General features: G+C 47.3%; 13 protein-coding genes and 1 CRISPR repeat array. Of the genes, 6 read left to right on the top strand and 7 right to left on the bottom strand.

The window, feature by feature from the left end; all coding sequences use genetic code 11:
- Window positions 1–343: 343 nt before the first annotated feature.
- From NOM90_RS03800 to NOM90_RS03770, 7 genes are all read right to left on the bottom strand, one after another.
- Entirely contained in the window at window positions 344–961 is a 618-nt protein-coding gene (locus NOM90_RS03800) for a YtxH domain-containing protein (protein ID WP_255940111.1), read from the bottom strand.
- Window positions 962–1,084: 123 nt separating this feature from the next.
- On the bottom strand, window positions 1,085–1,369 hold the full coding sequence (locus tag NOM90_RS03795; RefSeq protein ID WP_255940110.1) for a YtxH domain-containing protein: 285 nt from the start codon (window positions 1,367–1,369) through the stop codon (window positions 1,085–1,087).
- A 40-nt stretch (window positions 1,370–1,409) separates the two neighbouring features.
- Complete coding sequence (locus tag NOM90_RS03790) at window positions 1,410–3,125, bottom strand: ABC transporter ATP-binding protein (protein ID WP_255940544.1); 1,716 nt, start codon at window positions 3,123–3,125, stop codon at window positions 1,410–1,412.
- Window positions 3,126–3,256: 131 nt separating this feature from the next.
- Window positions 3,257–4,447 (bottom strand): alanyl-tRNA editing protein, encoded by a 1,191-nt coding sequence (locus NOM90_RS03785; protein WP_255940109.1) that lies wholly within the window; start codon window positions 4,445–4,447, stop codon window positions 3,257–3,259.
- Window positions 4,448–4,653: 206 nt separating this feature from the next.
- A CRISPR array of direct repeats spans window positions 4,654–5,148; the repeat unit is 32 nt; unit sequence GTTTCAATCCACGCTCCCGCACGGGGAGCGAC.
- Window positions 5,149–5,431: 283 nt separating this feature from the next.
- Complete coding sequence (galU, locus tag NOM90_RS03780) at window positions 5,432–6,343, bottom strand: UTP--glucose-1-phosphate uridylyltransferase GalU (protein ID WP_255940108.1); 912 nt, start codon at window positions 6,341–6,343, stop codon at window positions 5,432–5,434.
- Window positions 6,340–7,611: a glycosyltransferase family 2 protein gene (locus tag NOM90_RS03775; RefSeq protein ID WP_370866558.1), complete on the bottom strand. Its 1,272-nt coding sequence runs from the start codon at window positions 7,609–7,611 to the stop codon at window positions 6,340–6,342. The genes galU and NOM90_RS03775 overlap by 4 nt, the downstream gene beginning before the upstream one ends.
- Before the next feature lie 40 nt (window positions 7,612–7,651).
- The gene (locus NOM90_RS03770; protein WP_255940107.1) at window positions 7,652–9,850 is read right to left on the bottom strand and encodes a glycosyltransferase family 39 protein; all 2,199 of its coding nucleotides are present in this window, start codon (window positions 9,848–9,850) and stop codon (window positions 7,652–7,654) included.
- Window positions 9,851–10,072: 222 nt separating this feature from the next.
- Between NOM90_RS03770 and NOM90_RS03765 the strand changes: the two genes are divergently transcribed.
- The 6 genes from NOM90_RS03765 (at window position 10,073) to NOM90_RS03740 (ending at window position 18,168) form a co-directional block, all read left to right on the top strand.
- A complete protein-coding gene (locus tag NOM90_RS03765) occupies window positions 10,073–10,759 on the top strand; it encodes a response regulator transcription factor (RefSeq protein ID WP_255940106.1) in 687 nt (228 codons plus the stop codon).
- Window positions 10,756–12,309, top strand: coding sequence for a sensor histidine kinase (locus tag NOM90_RS03760; RefSeq protein ID WP_255940105.1), 1,554 nt, complete (start codon window positions 10,756–10,758; stop codon window positions 12,307–12,309). The genes NOM90_RS03765 and NOM90_RS03760 overlap by 4 nt, the downstream gene beginning before the upstream one ends.
- Before the next feature lie 362 nt (window positions 12,310–12,671).
- Window positions 12,672–15,071, top strand: a complete 2,400-nt coding sequence (locus NOM90_RS03755; RefSeq protein WP_255940103.1) for an S-layer homology domain-containing protein — start codon at window positions 12,672–12,674, stop codon at window positions 15,069–15,071.
- Between the two features lie 95 nt (window positions 15,072–15,166).
- Complete coding sequence (locus NOM90_RS03750) at window positions 15,167–16,018, top strand: GNAT family N-acetyltransferase (protein ID WP_255940102.1); 852 nt, start codon at window positions 15,167–15,169, stop codon at window positions 16,016–16,018.
- Window positions 16,019–16,224: 206 nt separating this feature from the next.
- Window positions 16,225–17,394 (top strand): ATP-grasp domain-containing protein, encoded by a 1,170-nt coding sequence (locus NOM90_RS03745; RefSeq protein ID WP_255940101.1) that lies wholly within the window; start codon window positions 16,225–16,227, stop codon window positions 17,392–17,394.
- A 21-nt stretch (window positions 17,395–17,415) separates the two neighbouring features.
- Entirely contained in the window at window positions 17,416–18,168 is a 753-nt protein-coding gene (locus NOM90_RS03740; protein WP_255940100.1) for an esterase family protein, read from the top strand.
- The last annotated feature ends 11 nt before the right edge of the window (window positions 18,169–18,179 follow it).

Genomic DNA, 18,179 nt, shown 5'->3' with positions numbered 1-18,179 from the left:
ATTTATTAATAAGCAAAGAGTAGTATTTTAAAAAATTTATATTCTATTTTACCTGAAATTTCATGTGAATAAAAATTTCCAAGAACTTGATCCGTAAACAAAAAGAAGCGGCTCCCCGACAAGGGAGCCGCTTCTTTTATAACTCGCCAAACCCAACGATCGATTGTAAGCTGACCGAGCGAAGAGAGAAATTTAGTGCAGGAACAATAGTGTTCGCCTTTGAAATCGAGAAAACCCATATCTAATTCCAATCCAATTTTCTCGATTTCAACAAGCGACCGAAACAAATTTCTCTCGCAGCGTCTCCCAGCACTAAACTCACCAAGCCTATCTAAGCTTCAATCTATCGAGCCATCGAATTCGTAATCCGCTCCTGCGCATTTTTCACGACAGCAGCCGTTTCTTCGGTTTGCTTTTTCAGCTTTGCAATATCATCTTGCAACTGCGTATCATTTTCCTGTTCACGTTGGAAACGTTCCAGCTCTACTTTGAGATCGCGGACAGCCGCTTCAATCTCAACTTTCCACTCCATTGCCACTTCGCCGACTTCTTTGCCGAACGCGATCCATTCTCGGCTGATTTCTGCCGCAGCTTGGCCTTTTTCGCGTAGCGTAGCGACAGCGCTTTGGCTTTTGTCTTTAGCCGTTTGCAGCGAAGCTTGCGCTTTGTCGCGAATGACATTCGCGGTATCGACACTACGATCTTTCAGATCGGTAGCAACGGATACGCTTTTATCTTTCAAATCCAAAGCTGCATGTACGCCTTTGTCTTTCAGATCCATAGCGACTACGACGCCGCGGTCTGTAAGCTCCAGACCTTTGTCTTTCAAATCTGTAGCGCTATCCGCGATCGCGCGGCGCGTTTCTACACCGCGTTGCGGAGCAAAAAGTAAAGCAGTCACTCCACCGATAGCAGCTCCGGCAGCAATCCCGGCAATTAATTTTAATGTTGAGTTCGACATAGGTAAGCCTCCAGTCCAAAAGGTTTCTTCTTTAGTATTACCCAGAGAAGCGGGGATGAACAGAGCCAGCGGGCAAAAGAATAAAAAAAAGCGCCGAGAAGGGCGCTTTTCAAATCATACATACTAATTTTGAATCGTCGATTTCTCTGCATCGAGTTCGACATGCTCAATCGCTTGGATCCAATCCTCGTCGCTATTCACTTCACGGCTAAGAGCGATCAAATCTTTTGTTTTTTCGACCGTTTCATGACTGAGTTCGACGCTACGTTCTTTCGTTTGAACAGCGATTTCGGCAATTCGACCTCTGGTTCCGGCACTCCGATTCGAAGTGAAAAACCAGGCGATACTCGCTCCAACCAATGTACCGATCACAATAGCTGCTGTGCGTTTGTTTGTCGATTTATTCATCGGATGTATCATCTCCTTATCGAAGATTACCCAGATCTATTCAATTGCCAAACTGTGCTTCGTGCAGACGACTATAAATACCGCCGGATTCAATCAACTCGTGGTGTTTGCCTTCTTCGGCGATCCCATCTTTATTGACGACAATAATGCGATCTGCATTCTTGATGGTAGCCAGACGGTGAGCGATAACAAGCGTCGTGCGACCCACCGACAGTTCGGCAAGAGACTTTTGAATCGCAAGTTCGGTTTCTGTATCGAGTGCCGATGTTGCTTCGTCCAAGATGAGAATCGGTGGATTTTTCAAAAACATCCGAGCAATCGCCATACGTTGTTTTTGTCCTCCAGATAACTTCACGCCGCGCTCGCCAATTACAGTATCCATGCCTTCCGGCATAGCTTTGATGACATCTGCCATATGCGCACGTTCGGCAGCTTGCCAAATTTCATCGATCGAAGCATCCAGCTTGCCATACGCAATATTTTCACGAATCGTACCCGAGAACAAGAAGACATCTTGCTGCACGATCCCGATCTGCTTACGTAGCGATTCCAGCGTCATGTCTCGAATATCCAGACCATCTACCGTAATCGCGCCACTTTGAACTTCATAAAAGCGTGGCAACAAGCTACAGATCGTCGTTTTACCCGCACCCGAAGGGCCGACAAAAGCAACCGTTTCACCGGGATGAATTTGTAGACTAATCTGATCCAAAATCGGACGATCTTGTTCATATCCGAACGACACGTTGTTAAAATGAATTTCGCCTTGCAAAGAGTCGACAGATTTGGCGTTAGGACGATCTTGAATATCGGGTTCGGTATCCATAATTTCAAGATAACGACGGAAGCCCGCGATGCCTTTTGGATAACTTTCGATAACCGCATTGATCTTTTCGATTGGACGGAAAAAGACATTCGCCAGCAATTGGAAAGCAACGAATTCGCCAATCTGAATTTCGCCGCGTATAAAGTACCAAGCGCCAAAGATCAGCACAAGTACGCTAATCAAGCGCATCATCATATAGTTGACAGAGATACTGCCTGCCATCGTTTTGTAGGCAAGAAGCTTTGTTTTACGGAAATCTTGATTTTCGACATCGAATAGCTGGCTTTCATGTTTTTCGTTGGCAAAAGATTGTACGACGCGGATCCCGCCGATATTATCTTCGATTCGCGCATTGAAATTCCCGACATTGCCGAACAGACGACTATAGGTACGAGTCATGCGGCGACCGAAGAAAATAATCATCCAAGCCATCACGGGAATCACGATAAACGTAATAATGGCAAGTTCCGGGCTGATGCTGTACATCAAAATAAAGGAACCGACTAAAGTCATGACCGCGATAAACACATCTTCCGGCCCGTGGTGAGCAAGTTCGCCAATATCGTTCAAATCGTTCGTGACCCGACCGATCAAATGACCGGTTTTGTGATTGTCATAAAAACGGAACGACAACTTTTGTAATTTAGCGAAAAGGTTTTTGCGCATGTCCGTCTCGATATTGATCCCGAGCATATGTCCCCAATAAGTCACGACATACTGCATCGCAGTATTTAGCGCGTAGATTGCCAGCAATCCAATACAAGCCCACAAAATGAAAGCCCAGTTTCCGCCGGGAAGCAAATCATCGATGAACGTATTGACGGCGATCGGAAAAGCAAGCTCAAGCAGACCCGCGAAGACCGCACAACAGAAATCCAAAATGAATAGCCCTTTATAAGGTCTGTAAAAAGCAAAGAAACGTTTCAAAATGTTGATGCCAATCCCTCTTTTCTCTCTATTTAACGATTAGATCCATAGTTATTGAGAATCATTCTCTATTGTAGCTTGTATGTGAGCAAAACGGCAAGGTCAAACATCAAAAAATTGCACAAGTTTTTTGTTTACAAGTTACTCAGACGTTGCTTTAACATATCATAAAAATTCGTGAATTCGGATGCCGATGGAAAGCCGGCTTGAGCCAATCGATCGTTTCCTCCGCCGCGACCTCCGAAAGTCGATAGCGTTTCTTTGAACAGGGCACCGCAAGAAAAATCGGCTTCGCCGCCGTGGGCAAGAATGAATTTGAATTCAGTTAATGAACCAAGCAAGATTGGAACCCCGGCGTTTTTTGCGGCAATCGTTGTTGCAAGACTTTGTAGTTCTTTTGCATTCCGATCGCTGAATAGTTCAGCAACAATGCCTTCTGAGCGTAAAGCTTCATTCAGTAATTCGTCCGCGATATATTGATCTAGTCGTTGCTGTAAAGTGTTCAATTCGCTTTGCTTCCGGCGATCTTCTTCGACCAGTTTATCCAATCGTTCGATCAGTTCGTCTTTGGGCGTACTGAGCTTGGAGGAGAGAGTGGACAGTACTTTTGTCTGTGTGACGAACTCATCCAGCGCACGTAGTCCCGTCTTGAAAGTTAAGCGAAGATGTCCTTTTTGTTTCTCGGCACGTAGTAACTTGAGGATACCGAGTTCTCCTGTAGTACTCACGTGTGTTCCACCGCAAGCGTTATATTCGATGCTTTCAATCTCGACGATTCGTACTTCGCCTTCGACAGAAGGGGCTTTGACGAGAGGTAAGCGTGCAGCTTCTTCGCTGCTGACGAAATAACTGCGAATCGGCAGATTACGCACAATTCGGATATTGACTTCTCGCTCAACCGCATGCAATTCTTCCTGCGTCCATTCGGAACGCTCAACGTCGATCGTGGCGTAATCGGCGCCGAGATGGAAGCTCAACGTGGCAGCCTGCATCAGTCCCAAGATGGTAGCCGATAATAGATGTTGTCCGCTATGCTGCTCCATATGATCGAAGCGGCGTTCCCAGTTTAATTTGCAAAAGACTTCGCTTCCCGGCTCGCCAGGCGAAGCTTCAACGAGATGCAGGACTTCGCCATTTTGGCTCCATGTATCCAAGACACGAACTTCTCCGATCCATCCGGAATCGCCGGGTTGCCCGCCACCTTCAGGATAAAAAGCTGTCTCATCCAAGCGGACACAGATTCCTTTTGGATCTGAAATGACCTCTTGAATAACAGTTGTCCATTCTTGTAAATAAGCAGAATCGTAGTAGCGTTTATGCGTCATGAGGTTCTCCTTTTTTGTTTCCGATCCGGCGTAATATTCCTACTGCTTAGCCGCGGAAGAGTCTGTTTGCATCGTATCCCATATCTGCTTCTTGGGCAACGGTTTGGAGGATGAAGGAGGGAGTTTGGTGAGGATTAAGGAATTTAAAAAAGCTCCCCCATGGGGAGCTACTCGTCTAAAGAATATCTGGATCTGCTTAAGCAAGAGTTTCAATCCACGCTCCCGCACGGGGAGCGACAAGGCAATAGCAACCATTGCTAAATGTGATAGGGTTTCAATCCACGCTCCCGCACGGGGAGCGACGGCAACTTTGGCAATGATCTCAGTCGCCTCGCCCGTTTCAATCCACGCTCCCGCACGGGGAGCGACACGCGGCTAATGTCGGAAGTCCAAACGATGCACAACGTTTCAATCCACGCTCCCGCACGGGGAGCGACCAACAGGTGATGTTGAGGTCATTGAGTCAACCGGAGTTTCAATCCACGCTCCCGCACGGGGAGCGACAATGACACGTTTTTAACGAACGTGATGAACGAGATGTTTCAATCCACGCTCCCGCACGGGGAGCGACCAGAGGTTCTTGTACCTGCTGGATGTCGATACGGTTTCAATCCACGCTCCCGCACGGGGAGCGACCAAAGGCGTCGGTACCGCGGGTTCGGTCAAAATGTTTCAATCCACGCTCCCGCACGGGGAGCGACTGCACCCACTTTCAGCCCTTACTGCGCAAGGCTTCAAGAGCCCAAAAGTGCGAACCTCAAATTCAGACTATCGAAAAGTGGACAAAAACACAACAAAAACTACGTAATCCCTTACGTAGCACGGGGTGCGAACCTCCCAGGGATTTCATGGGAGCTTGGGGTTCGCACTTTTCTCTCTATCAAATAAAGGCTTAGTTCGCCGTCAATTCAGCGAACCAAGCCTTATACCTAATCTAAGTAAAAAGTCCGTTAGAACTTGAAATCTATTCCTTCAATCCCCCGATTACCCAATATCCTGAACGCTAGAAGCGGTTTTCACCGCATATTCCGGACGAGAAACCAATTCATGCAGATACTCTAGCAACATCGGAGACAGCTCTTTGCGGCGCAGACCGATTTCCAAGATGGCTTTCATATAACCAAATTTATTGCCAATATCGTAACGGTCGCCTTCAAGTTCCAGAGCAAGCAACCCTTCTTCGGCGCAGGCAGCATGTAGCGCATCCGTTAATTGATATTCGCCTCCTGCACCGGGAGGAATCGATTCGAGAATCTCAAAAATCGAAGGGTTAAGAATATAACGCCCCATAACCGCCATATTGGAAGGGGCATCTTGAGGTGCTGGTTTTTCGACCAGACCTGCCGCTATATGCATCCGACCTTGCGAGGTGCCGGGCACCAGAATCCCGTATTTATTAACTTCGGTATACGGGACAGGTTGTACGCCTACGATATGCTGACCGCTTTCTTCATATAAATGAGTCATTTGCCGAAGCGCGGGTGGATCAGCGACCATAATGTCGTCGCCGAGCAATACGGCAAAAGGTTCATCCCCAATGAACTGTTTTGCACATAAAATAGCATGACCTAAGCCTAAAGGTTCGCGTTGGCGGATATAATGGATCATCGCCATCGAACTAATTGAGCGCACACTTTCCAATAAGTCCAGTTTGCTCTTGGCTTCAAGCTGCTGCTCCAGCTCGACTGATTTGTCAAAATGATCTTCGATCGATTTCTTATTTCGACCTGTTACGATAATGATGCTTTCAATTCCAGCCGCGACCGCTTCCTCCACGATATATTGAATCGCCGGTTTGTCGACAATCGGAAGCATTTCTTTCGGTTGAGCTTTGGTAGCCGGAAGAAAGCGGGTGCCTAGACCTGCGGCAGGAATCACGGCTTTGCGGATCTTCATCGGTGATCGCCTCTTCCTGTACTATGGTGAGCAATAGGGTTCGAAGTCGATCTTTTTCCGGTCGGATAATGGGCGTGATCCCGGAAAGGAGCAGAGTCGCTTATGTTGGCATGATGTACAGGAACGGCGCCAATACGTCCGTCATTCGGTACTTGATTTCCCGAACGCGGCGCGACAGGTTGCGAAGTTTCACTCGGATATCCCTCAGAACGAGCGGCATATAGGTCAGCCTTCATTTCGCGATTTACGGTGAAAGATGCGGCAACAGGCGTATGGTCATACGAATCTGACGCAAAACGAGTTCGAACATTAATCTCACGCGAAGGCGTCCGCTGCATATTTTGCGTTTCGCGCACGATGTAGAGTGGGCGGCCTTTGACTTCATCATAAATCCGTCCGATGTATTCGCCGATTACGCCAAGCATGATTAACGTGAATCCGTTAAAAATCAGCATTAGGCAGATGGTAGAAGCCCAGCCGCGCATCGTGCTGTCCGTGAACAGTGCGACCGCTATGACGTACAGCATATAGATAAATCCACCCGCCGACATGATGGCTCCGGCGTAACCTGCCATTTTAAGCGGTTTATGGGAGAAGGAAGTTAGACCGTCTAGCGAAAGTTTAATCATCTTTTTGAGCGGATATTTCGTTTCGCCCGCTAGCCGTTCATCGCGTTCGTATTCGATCGCAGTCTGACGGAATCCGGTCCAGCTCACTAATCCGCGTACAAAAGGATTGCGTTCGCCGAGACGATTCATCTCGTCGCAGACTTTGCGGTCGATCAGTCGGAAATCACCGGTATCGACAGGAATCGGCACCTCGGTCGAAGCATGCAAAATACGATAGAAGAGAGATGCCGACCACTTTTTGAACAAAGATTCGCCTTTTCGTTTGGAACGTTTGGCATAGACCACTTCGTATCCCTCACGCCATTTGTCCAGCATATCGAGTATGAGTTCCGGAGGATCTTGCAGATCCGCGTCAATGATCACAACGGCATCGCCGGAAGCGTAATCCATGCCTGCGGTAACTGCGATCTGATGACCGAAGTTGCGGGAGAAGTCGATCAGCTTGACCGATTCGTCGCGAAGCGCTAGCTCACGGATGATATCTGGCGAGCGATCTACGCCTCCATCGTTAATGAATAGCAATTCGTAGCTTTCTCCAGTTCGGCGCATCACGTCCGACAAACGGCGGTACGTCTCGGCGATTACCGCTTCTTCATTGTACATCGGGATAATAACGGAAATTTTCGCTTGGTTATTCATCGTATTCGCCTCCTTGAAAAATGGGAATTCGTCGGAATCGTTATTCCGGTAACGTTACTTCATATAAAGTCAGGGTATTGCTGACTCCGAACGGATTTTGGGTATCGGCAGTCGAAGTGTTGGGATTTGCGTCTGCGTTATCTTGCCATTCAGATGTCGGAATTTCGGTACCCTGTTCGGTGATCCAAGCCGTGACCTCGGAATTGCCGCCTCGACCTCCGCCCATTCCGCCGCCGAGCAAGAAATATTTGACTTTGCCGCTACGTACAAGAGCTTCGAGTGTCTCAGGCGTATAGACTTGGTCAGAGGCATTGAAGCCATTCAGGATAACCAAGCTTTCGCCTTCGTCGATCATGTAAGGCGCAGCTGTCGTATAATTGGTGACTGCCATCAGATAAGGTTCGCCTGTGTTATGTTCACGCAGGTAAGCGAGCAATTTTGGATTAGCCGATTCAGACTCATTCAGTCCAGGGAATCCGCTTGGCATTGCGCTACTTAATCCTGATGGAGCATTTTCCGTAGGGTTAAGCGTTGAGTCACTGTCAGCACCGGATGGGTCAGTTGCCGCGTTATCACCCGTTGTCGCTGAAGGATTACCGCCCGGCATTCCTCCTTCGAATTGAGCCGAAGCTGGGAAGTTTCCGCGCCTGCCTCCACCGAATGCTGCACTTCCACCGTCTGGTCCGGCTGCCGGAAGTTGCGCATTTTGGCCATAGACGATCGGTGTGAATGACCAATAAATCGGACCGATCAACATAGCGGCAAGCCCTGCGATCAATGAAGCTTGCCTCAAGCGACTATAATCTCTGCGCTGGAATGCGATTAGCGATCCGGCAGCAGCGATGCCCAGAATCAATACGCCGATTGACCAGAAGCTGCCGATCGTGTCGTCGTATGGATGAAGGATAAACCAAGAGAATCCGGCTGTTACAAGGATGGATATAGGTAATAACCATGAAACAAATCCTTCCCGGTTCCGATAGGCATCCCACATTTCTGTAATTGCCGCACCCGCTAATGCCGAGACTGGCGGGGCTAGCATAATGAGATAGTACTGATGGAAAAAGCCTGCGATGCTAAAGAATCCTGCGACAGGAACAAGCCAAGCTAACCAGAAAATAATTTCTTTGTGCTTATCGGTGAAATTTCGTCGACGCCAGCTTGCCAGTATAGCGAATGCGCCGATCAGACCCAGAGGAATCAGCCAACTTGCTTGCCCGGAAAGTTCGGCTTGGAATAAACGCAACGGGCCTGCTTCGCCGGTGTTGAACATTCCTCCACCGTTCATCCCGCCGACTCCGCCGTTTTGACCGTCAGGCATTCCGCCTTGTCCTCCGAATCCTTCGAAGTTGCCGCGTCCGCCACCGTCATCGGCAGGGGATTGTCCTCCGAAGTTCGGCATCTGACCTCCAAAGCCTTGATCCGAACCGCTTGCCGCACCTGTACTGCGGTCGCCGGTCAAGCGAGATACCCCGTTATAACCGAAAGCCAGATTGAGCACAGAGTTCGTTCCGCTACTGCCGATAAACGGTCGCTCGCTCGCGGGTACAGAATCAACGATAACTGCCCACGAGACGGAGACAACAGCTACGACCGCGGTAGCCGCAATCAAAGACATCACTTTCTTTTTCCAACCGTACTTAGCAGCTAATAGATAAAACAGATAGAAAGCAGGGAGTACCATATACGCTTGAAGCATTTTCATATTGAATCCGATACCAATCACGGCAAACGCGCCGAGCAGGCTCCACATTCCGCCTTTTCGCACCGCCCGGAACAACAACCAGCTCGCAAGCATCAGCGTGAATACCAACAAGCTGTCGATATTATTCGTGCGGCTAACCGCAACCGCTACTGGCGTGAACGCGGCTCCGATTGCGGCTAATCGAGCAGCCCAGACGCCGAAAGAAGGCTTGACGAGCAGATACACCAGAATCACGGAGCCTACGCCTGCCAAAGCTTGCGGTAAAACCACGCTCCAACCATGCAATCCGAAAATTAATGCGCTGATCGTCTGAATCCAGAATGCGACCGGTGGTTTGTCGACCGTAACCGACCCAGCGGAATCGAGCGAAGCATAAAAGAAGTTATGTACGTTCTCCATCATGCTCGCCACTGCGACGGTGTAATACGTGTTGGAATAATTTTCTTCCCAGATATTCCATCCATTCAAAAACAGGGCAATCAGTGCCGTAGCGAGCAGCCAGAAGTCCGGGCGAAATTTCGCTTGGGATTTCATTTAGTCAAGTCACTCCTTAAGTATCGTTAAAGCCGCAAGATGCGATGATCATTGTCTGCGCGGAGTCTCCAGCTGCGAGCCTTATTGCTTTTTATTGTGGCACCTCTACCTGAAACCATCCTGAGAACCAACTGAATGTTTGCTGAAAGGCTTAGGGATAAGGCATAATGGGCGATAGAAATCATCCGGGCAATAGGCTTGGACATGAACGGAGGATAAACCTTGAGCAGCGAAAAAGGCATAAAAATTTTATTAGCCGACGATGAGCCGCATATTCTACAGTTTTTGGAATTGGGATTAGCGGGAGAGGGTTATGAAGTATGTACAGCCGAGAATGGAAGCGAAGCGATGGAAAAAGCAGAAGCATTTAAGCCGCATATCGCGATTTTGGATATCATGATGCCGGAGCTAAATGGATTTGATGTATGTCGAAGGTTAAAAGCGAAAAGCGAACCGGTTGCGGTCATCATGCTGACAGCCAAAGATGCGGTGGATGATCGGATTACCGGGCTGACACTTGGAGCAGACGATTATGTCGTGAAGCCTTTTAGTTTCGAAGAATTGCTGGCGCGGATTCATGCACGGTTGCGTAATCAGTTTCCGAATTTGATCGGTAATGTCGAAATGGGACCTTTCCGTATCGATGAGCGTGGAGGCGAAATTTTGTACAAAGGCCAACCTTTGACGTTGTCACCGACAGAATACAGTCTGCTTAAATTTATGGTTTTAAATCATGGCAGTGTGCTGAGCAAAGCCAAAATTTTGGATCATGTCTGGGGCTATCAATTCGGTGGGGAAGAAAATATCGTCGAAGTGTATATTCGTGCTCTGCGCGAGAAATTAGGCGACAAAGAACACAAGCTTATTCGCACACTACGCGGCGCCGGTTATCGGATGGATTTATCGTGAAAGGGTCTAGCCGAACGCTATACGGGCAACTGCTGGCACGTTCGTTGATTGTTCTTGCGGCACTATTGATCTTGATCGGCAGTCTGCAATATTTTTTGATGCGCGGTTTTTTGTATCAAAATCAAGCGGAGACGTTGGAAGCTCAGTTTCGTTCGGTTCCGCCGTTATTAATCGAAGAATGGCGTGCCGATACGCAAAAACGTGCAGCCATTTCTTATGAAGCTATTCAGAAGACCGGCGCTAGACAACAAGCAAATACAGTAAGCTCTGATGCGAATACCGACGAGCTTGGCAGTTCTGAAATGGAGCCGCCGCTTCCTCCGGGGCAACGGGAATTTTTGCTCAGCGGATTGTCACTTGCGGCTATTCATCCCAATGGCGAGGTCGATGATTTGAACGCGCAGTACGGAGTACCCGCGCCGATATTGAGTACAAGCCAGCAACGTTCTTTGGCAGAAAGTATGACGCGTCCGAGTCGCAATCTGAGTTATGTATTGGCTAACGATGCTAATGGAAATGAACAGTTGGTTGTCCTTCGGGCAGCAGACGCGAGGATGCCGATCTTACAGATTGGCATTCCGACTGAACCGATCAAAGCGATTTTATGGCGTCAACTAGGCATTTTCGCGGCTCTGTCTGTAGCGGCTTTGGCAGGCGGAGTTGCACTTTACCGCCCGGTATTGCGTAAATCTCTTGTCCCGTTATCGCGTATGGTGAATACAGTCAAAGATATCGATGCCGGAAGGCTAAATGAGCGATTGCCGGATCAGCAAGGACAAGCCGAGATTGATCGGTTATCGCTTTCGTTTAACGGAATGTTGGAACGACTTGAACATGCTTTTGCCGCTGAAAAAGAATCCCAAGAGCGGATGCGTCAATTTATTGCCGATGCTTCGCACGAACTGCGAACGCCGCTAACTTCGATCCGAGGTTTTTTGGAAGTCTTGCTTCGAGGGAATGTGATTAGCGAACAGCAACTACATTCGGCGCTGCGCAGTATGCATAGTGAATCGGAGCGAATGACGAAGCTCGTTGAAGATTTACTGGCATTGGTTAAGTTAGAGCGTAATCCTGAAAAACAGTTTACGGCGATCAGACCTGCCCCTCTAGTAGAAGAGTTAGAATCGCATTTACAAATCCTTGCCGGCGATCGGATTGTGCAGATCAATACCGCAGGCGGGAAAACAATTCAAGTACAAGGGGATGCGGATCAAATTAAGCAGATTGTGCTCAATTTGTTCAATAATGCGGTGCAACATACACATCCTTTGGAAGGGAAAATTCAGATTGATCTATCGGTACACGGTGATCAATTATGGCTTAAAGTGCAAGACAACGGTTCAGGGATTCCACCGGAACTTCAGAGCAAAATCTTCGAGCGCTTCTACCGTAGCGACCAATCGAGATCACGTCGAAGCGGGGGAGCCGGGCTTGGGCTTTCGATTTCGCTCGCGCTTGCTCAGGCTCATGGAGGAAGTCTGGAACTTGCGAGTATGCCGGGGGAAGGAAGTACGTTTACGTTAGTGCTTCCTATTTATCGAACAGAGTAAATAAGCAAATATCCAGATTAAAAAAAGATCGGGATTTCTCGCGGAAGCGTGAGGATTTCGGTCTTTTTTGATTACCCTATATCGAACGAGGAGGCAAATTTATAATTTGAACAATATATCCATATACAAATCCAAAAATCAAAGGGTTTTCCGTACCTTTTTCGTGAATGAAAAAGGGATTAATAAGCTTTTTTTGATTGTTTTATGGGATTATAAACGTTTCGATTTTTTGCACTTTTTGTATACTCATTAAAATTTTTAATTCTTCGATTTCTTCTCTTGCTTTTGCATCAATTTAAACTATGATTAGATCACAACATTAGAAGACTTGTCTGTTCATGACAGGTCATAAGGAGCTATTTATGAAAAAGTCAGCCTCGAAATTATTCTCCGCAAAAAGTGCTACGGCTTCGGTGATCGCTGTAAGTACCCTCGTTTCACCTTTTGCTGCTCAAGCCGCATCTTCATCTTCTGACTCTTTAACTCTGCAAAGCAATGACGTTGAACGTGCTGCATTACGTGGTTTGATTCAAGGCGACAGCAAAGGCAATTTTGCTGAAAAGCGTGTTTTGACACGTGCCGAATTTGCGGTTCTTGTTGCTCGTACTTTTGGTTTGGATACGTCAAAAAGTACAAAGTCTTCATATAAAGATGTGAAAGCTTCGTCATGGGCATCGGCTTCTGTAGAAGCTTTGAAAGCCAAAGGTTGGATGAATGGTAGCGGGAATGCCTTTTTACCGGATGCTCCAGTCACGCAAGAGCAGATGGCTGTTGTGCTGGCTAAAGCTTTGGATCTGTCTACGACACCTCTGCAACTTGATGGAACGGTAATTTCCGAGAGTGATTTGAAATCGGCAAGCACTTGGTCGAGACAAGCGTTACAGCAAAGTGCTTCGGCAGGTTTACTGAGTATCTATGCAGGCGGAATCAAGCCGGGTCAACCTGTGCTTCGCGGAGAAGCTGCTTCGGCGATGCTTGCCGCATCGAATTTGCAGACGCAATCGATCGAATCCGTGGCAAACGGAATGGTGAAGCTCGGCGGCGTTACGTATAGCGCAGCACCTGAAGTCGCAGGTCTGTTCACAACGGATAACGCATCTGCATTAATCGGAGCCAAATTAAACGTGAACATCTCCGGCGGAGTGATTCAGTCGGTGCGCAATCTGGAATTGAATGCTGCCGGGAAAGAACCGGCTACAGGCAAAAACGAATTCAGCGGAAATGTAGCGTTGAACGGCGACGGAGCCAAAATTCAAGGGAATGTTACAGTCAATGGCGACTTCTTTACACTGAACAATCTTAATATTGACGGAGATTTAAATATTAGCAATAAAGTTCAGCATGACTTTTACAGTGAAAGTCTTTCGATTAAAGGAACCACGAATGTGCAAGGCGGCGATGAAAATACGGTTGTTTTCGCCAAAGCAACTCTCGGTACGGTAAAAGTAGACAAAGAAAACGTACACGTCGAATTGAAAGAAACGACAGTGGCGAATTTAACGACTCAAAGCAATATGAATCTGACTGGGGACAACGTTTCGCAAATCGATATAGTTACGGTGGATTCAAAAGTTGCCAAGCTGAATATTGACGTGAAAATCAAAGCACTGGAACTTACAGGAGCTTCAAAAATTTCGTTAGGAAACAATGCTCAGATTCAAACATTGAAACTACCGCAAAACGTTACACCGTCTTCATTGATCGAAAATTTTGCAGCTGTATCCAGTAAAATTAATCAGGTGAACGGTCAACTGACAAGTTCGTTCATTACGCCTATGACCCCTGCGCCTGTGTTCGATACAACGCCGACTCCAAGCCCTGCGCCGACTAACCCTACCCCAACGCCGACCCCGGTTGTAGAAGTAGATAAAAAGGCACTGAAAGCTGCAATCGAAGATGCAAAATTGGCATTGACTGAAGCGAAAATCGGCGATGTAGTCGGTCAAGATTATCCAAAATGGATCTATCAAACGGCTGAGAACTTGTTAAAAGAAGCGCAAATTCTATTTGAAGATACAAAGATGAATCAGCAAGAAACGGATCAATTGACTTCTGCGCTGACGAATACAACGCAAAGTCTTCGAGAATCCAAAAACTTCACGCAGATTGCCAGAGCTTTGCTTAGTGTCAGTTTCGAATACAGTGATCTTGAGCCGGGTACAAATCCATATCAGATCCCTCAAGAATTCTATGATGAATTTAATCAAGGTGTAACGAATATTGCGAATCAATCGCCTAACTTGTTTGAAATTGATCCGACGCTGGAATATTCGCTGCTTATGAGTTTAAATTCATTGCGTTCCTTAGTTGATCAACATCGGATTGCTTGGGACACTGCAAGTTTGGAAGCTACGATCCAAGCTGCTGAACAAGCGTTAATTGATTTTCAAGGTAGTCCAGACAGCGCAAACTCCTTGAGTAACGCGATCACAAAATCGAAGGACTTGCTCAAGCAAACGCCTCTTTACCAAGGTGCAGTGGATATTCAAAAAGCAGCTTTGGACGGTGCTATTGCTTATCACAAGAACAAAAACAGTCAATTATATCCAACGTTACCTACACCACCGATTCCAACTACACCTGATCCGAACCCGGCTCCAACATCACCAAACCTGCCTTTGTCTACACCGCCTGCAACGGAGTCAGACTCTACAGGAGATAACAGCCAAAGTACGAATCCGCCAGCTGGTGACTCGAATCCAACGCCAACCCCGGACGAAGTTGCTTATAACGAATCTACAGATTCACTCTTTTATTTGTAAGATTGCAATCATAGCAAGCTCTACTAGGAATCTTGCAAAATCGTCATCATGGATAGATACATCTACGTTGCAAAAGGATTAGAAAGGAGTTTGCTATGATTACCGTCAAGGTCTCACCTGCTGATGTGCACCGATTCCAAACTTACTTGCCGAATCTAAGCGATCCATTACCTTCTGGAGCTATCGGGCTTGTAGCGGATATCGATGGGCTTTTTGCCGGAACGGCATTGGTGATCGCTCATCCTTCTTCGCAAATAGGCAGTATCAGCGTCCTTCATACGCCTGAGTTATTTCGTAATTTGGGTGTGGGGAGCCGAATGCTGCAAGAAGCGGAAAGACATCTACTGGAGTTGGGCTGTATGCTTAGCCGGGTAACGCTGACGCTACGCAAAGATCGGTCGACGCCAGAGCTTGATTTTTTTCGCAAACGTGGCTACGACAATGAGCAATTATTATATCGAAGTTACATGCTGCGTTCCGGTAGCGTAAAAAAAGATGAATTGTTACAAAGGTTGACCTTGCCTAAATTTTTCGAACTCAAGCCGCTGATGTCTGCTTCGGTAGAAGAACGAGCAAAGCTGGAACAAATGGCGGCTAGCTTAGAACCGGATATCTCGCCTTTTCAAGAAGAGCGAGTATTGCACGCGGAATTTAGTATGTTTTTGAAGGTGAACGGCGAAATTGCAGGCTGGATCGGGATCCAACAATTGGCTTCGAATTTGTTGATGGTTCGTTCGATGTATGTTCATCCGAAATTTCGTCTGCATACAAGTGGAATTGCGATGTTTGTAGAAATCCATCGTAAAACGGGCATGCTGGATCGATTTGCGTATCAGATGCTGAACGTAAACGGAGACAACTCAAATATGCTCCGATTGGCAGATCGTAGGCTAGCGCCTCACGCGGCGCATATCAAATCGGTAGTACGGTTGGAAAAAAGGTTGTAGAAGCGGGCTCGATCGGGGAAGAAGGCGACTTTGCCGACTGACTCGTGCATCCCCGTAAAAGTCGCGAATGATGCGACGAACTTCGCCGCCGGGCAACAGTCCGGTGGCGTTTTTACATATCAGCCTACAAATTCTTTGCTTCAAATTGACGAAAATCCTGTAGACTGATAAATTAAGTACAATCTTGCGATGGAGGCGGTCCGATTATGAATTTTGTGTTTTTCTCTCCTCATTTCCCCGGGAGTAGTAGCGAATTTGCAATTCGTTTGCATGAGGAGGGTGCGACGGTACTGGGTATCGGCGATGCCAACTATGACGACCTACCTCAAAGATTGCGCGATGCGCTAACGGAATATTACCGCATCGACAATATGGAGAATCAAGAAGAGACGCTTCGAGCTGTCGGATTTTTCACTCATAAATACGGCAAGATCGATCGTTTTGAGTCGATGAATGAATATTGGTTAGAAAGCGACGCACAGATGCGCACCGATTTTAATATCGATGGAACGAAAGCAGACTTTGTCGATAATTTAAAGCAAAAATCGAAGATGAAAGACTTTTTCCGTAAAAGCGGCGTAGATACGGTTCGTTTCCTCAAAAACCCGGATTCCATTAGCGCGGCGGCTTTTATAGAAGAAAACGGATTCCCTGTCGTGGTAAAACCGGATTTGGGATCGGGTGCAAGTCATACGTACAAGCTGAGCAATCAGGAAGAATTGGATTACTTTTTACATACACGCCCTGACGATACGGCGTTTATTATGGAAGAATTTATCGACGGGATCATTTTGACGTATGACGGGATTATCGATCACGAAGGGATTGTACGTTTCCAAGCGAGCCATCGGTTTGAACAAAGCATTATGAAAGTGGTAAGCGATGACGATCATCTTCGTTACTTCTGCTTGAAAAATGTTGATCCTGAAGTGGAAAAAGCGGGACGCAGTATCTTGGAAGCTTTCGGGATTCGGGAACGGTTTTTCCATATCGAACTGTTCAAGTCCAACAAAAACGGGCGCCTAATCGCGCTTGAAGTCAATATGCGTCCACCAGGCGCTTGGATGACGGATGCCATCAATTATTCGTATGAAGTCGACGTCTATTCGCTATGGGCGAAAACGGTCGTACACGGAGGAAGCGGAGCGCCGCCGGAAGGTCGTTATTTCACAGGTTACGCGAGCCGCAAAGACCGCAAACATTATGTGCATAGCCATGAAGACATCATGCGCGATTTGGGCGATGTAATTGTGCGTTATGATGAGATTGATGCGATCTTCAGCCGTGCCAGCGGAGACCGTGCTTATCAATTCCGCGGCGATTCGCTGGATCGTGTACGTGAGATTGCCAACTACATTCATGCGGAGTGGGAATAAGAAAGGGCGGAAGCGTATTATATGGTGACGGTTCAGTATCGAAAAGAATATAGTCCGGCGCTCGGTCGCGACATGGAATATAAAGTATATGGAGATCGCGGCAAGCCGATGTTGGTGTTCCCGACGTCGCTTGGACGATTTTATCAATATGAAGATTCAGGGATGATCGATGAATTGTCGGAGTGGATCGACGCAGGTAAATTGCAAGTCTGGGCGTGCGATACGATCGACGAAGAAACGTTCTTCTCTTCCTATTGGAATATGCAAGACCGGATCGGACGCCACGAACAATATAATCATTATATCGTCGACGAACTGATCCCAAGCATTTTGCATGAGAGTAAAGCGAATAATAGCGGGCATGACCAGAAGATTCTGATTAGCGGTTGCTCGATGGGCGCTTATTATAGCGGGAATTTCTTTTTCCGTCATCCGCAATTTTTCGATACCCTGCTTGCGCTGAGCGGCGTGTATTCGGTCAATCACTTTTTCGGAGGGTACCGCGACGGAGCGATTTATTACAATTCGCCGCTGGATTATGTGCCTGAGATTAACGACCATGCGCTCTTGGAAGAATACCGCCGAAGCCGGATCGTGATCTGCTGCGGTCAAGGCGAATGGGAAGACGAGATGCGGGCGGAGACGTCGCGTCTGCAAGAAGTGTTGTACAATAAGTCGATTCCGGCGCGCGTCGAATTCTGGGGTCACGATGTAAATCACGATTGGCAATGGTGGAGAAAGCAAATTCGTTATTATATGAAAGATTTGTTGTAAAAGAAGCTAGC

The sequence above is a fragment of the Saccharibacillus sp. JS10 genome (genome assembly GCF_024436065.1).
GTDB lineage: Bacteria > Bacillota > Bacilli > Paenibacillales > Paenibacillaceae > Saccharibacillus.
The sequence above is the reverse complement of the archived record's forward strand: the minus strand, read 5'-3'. Positions and strand labels throughout refer to the sequence as shown.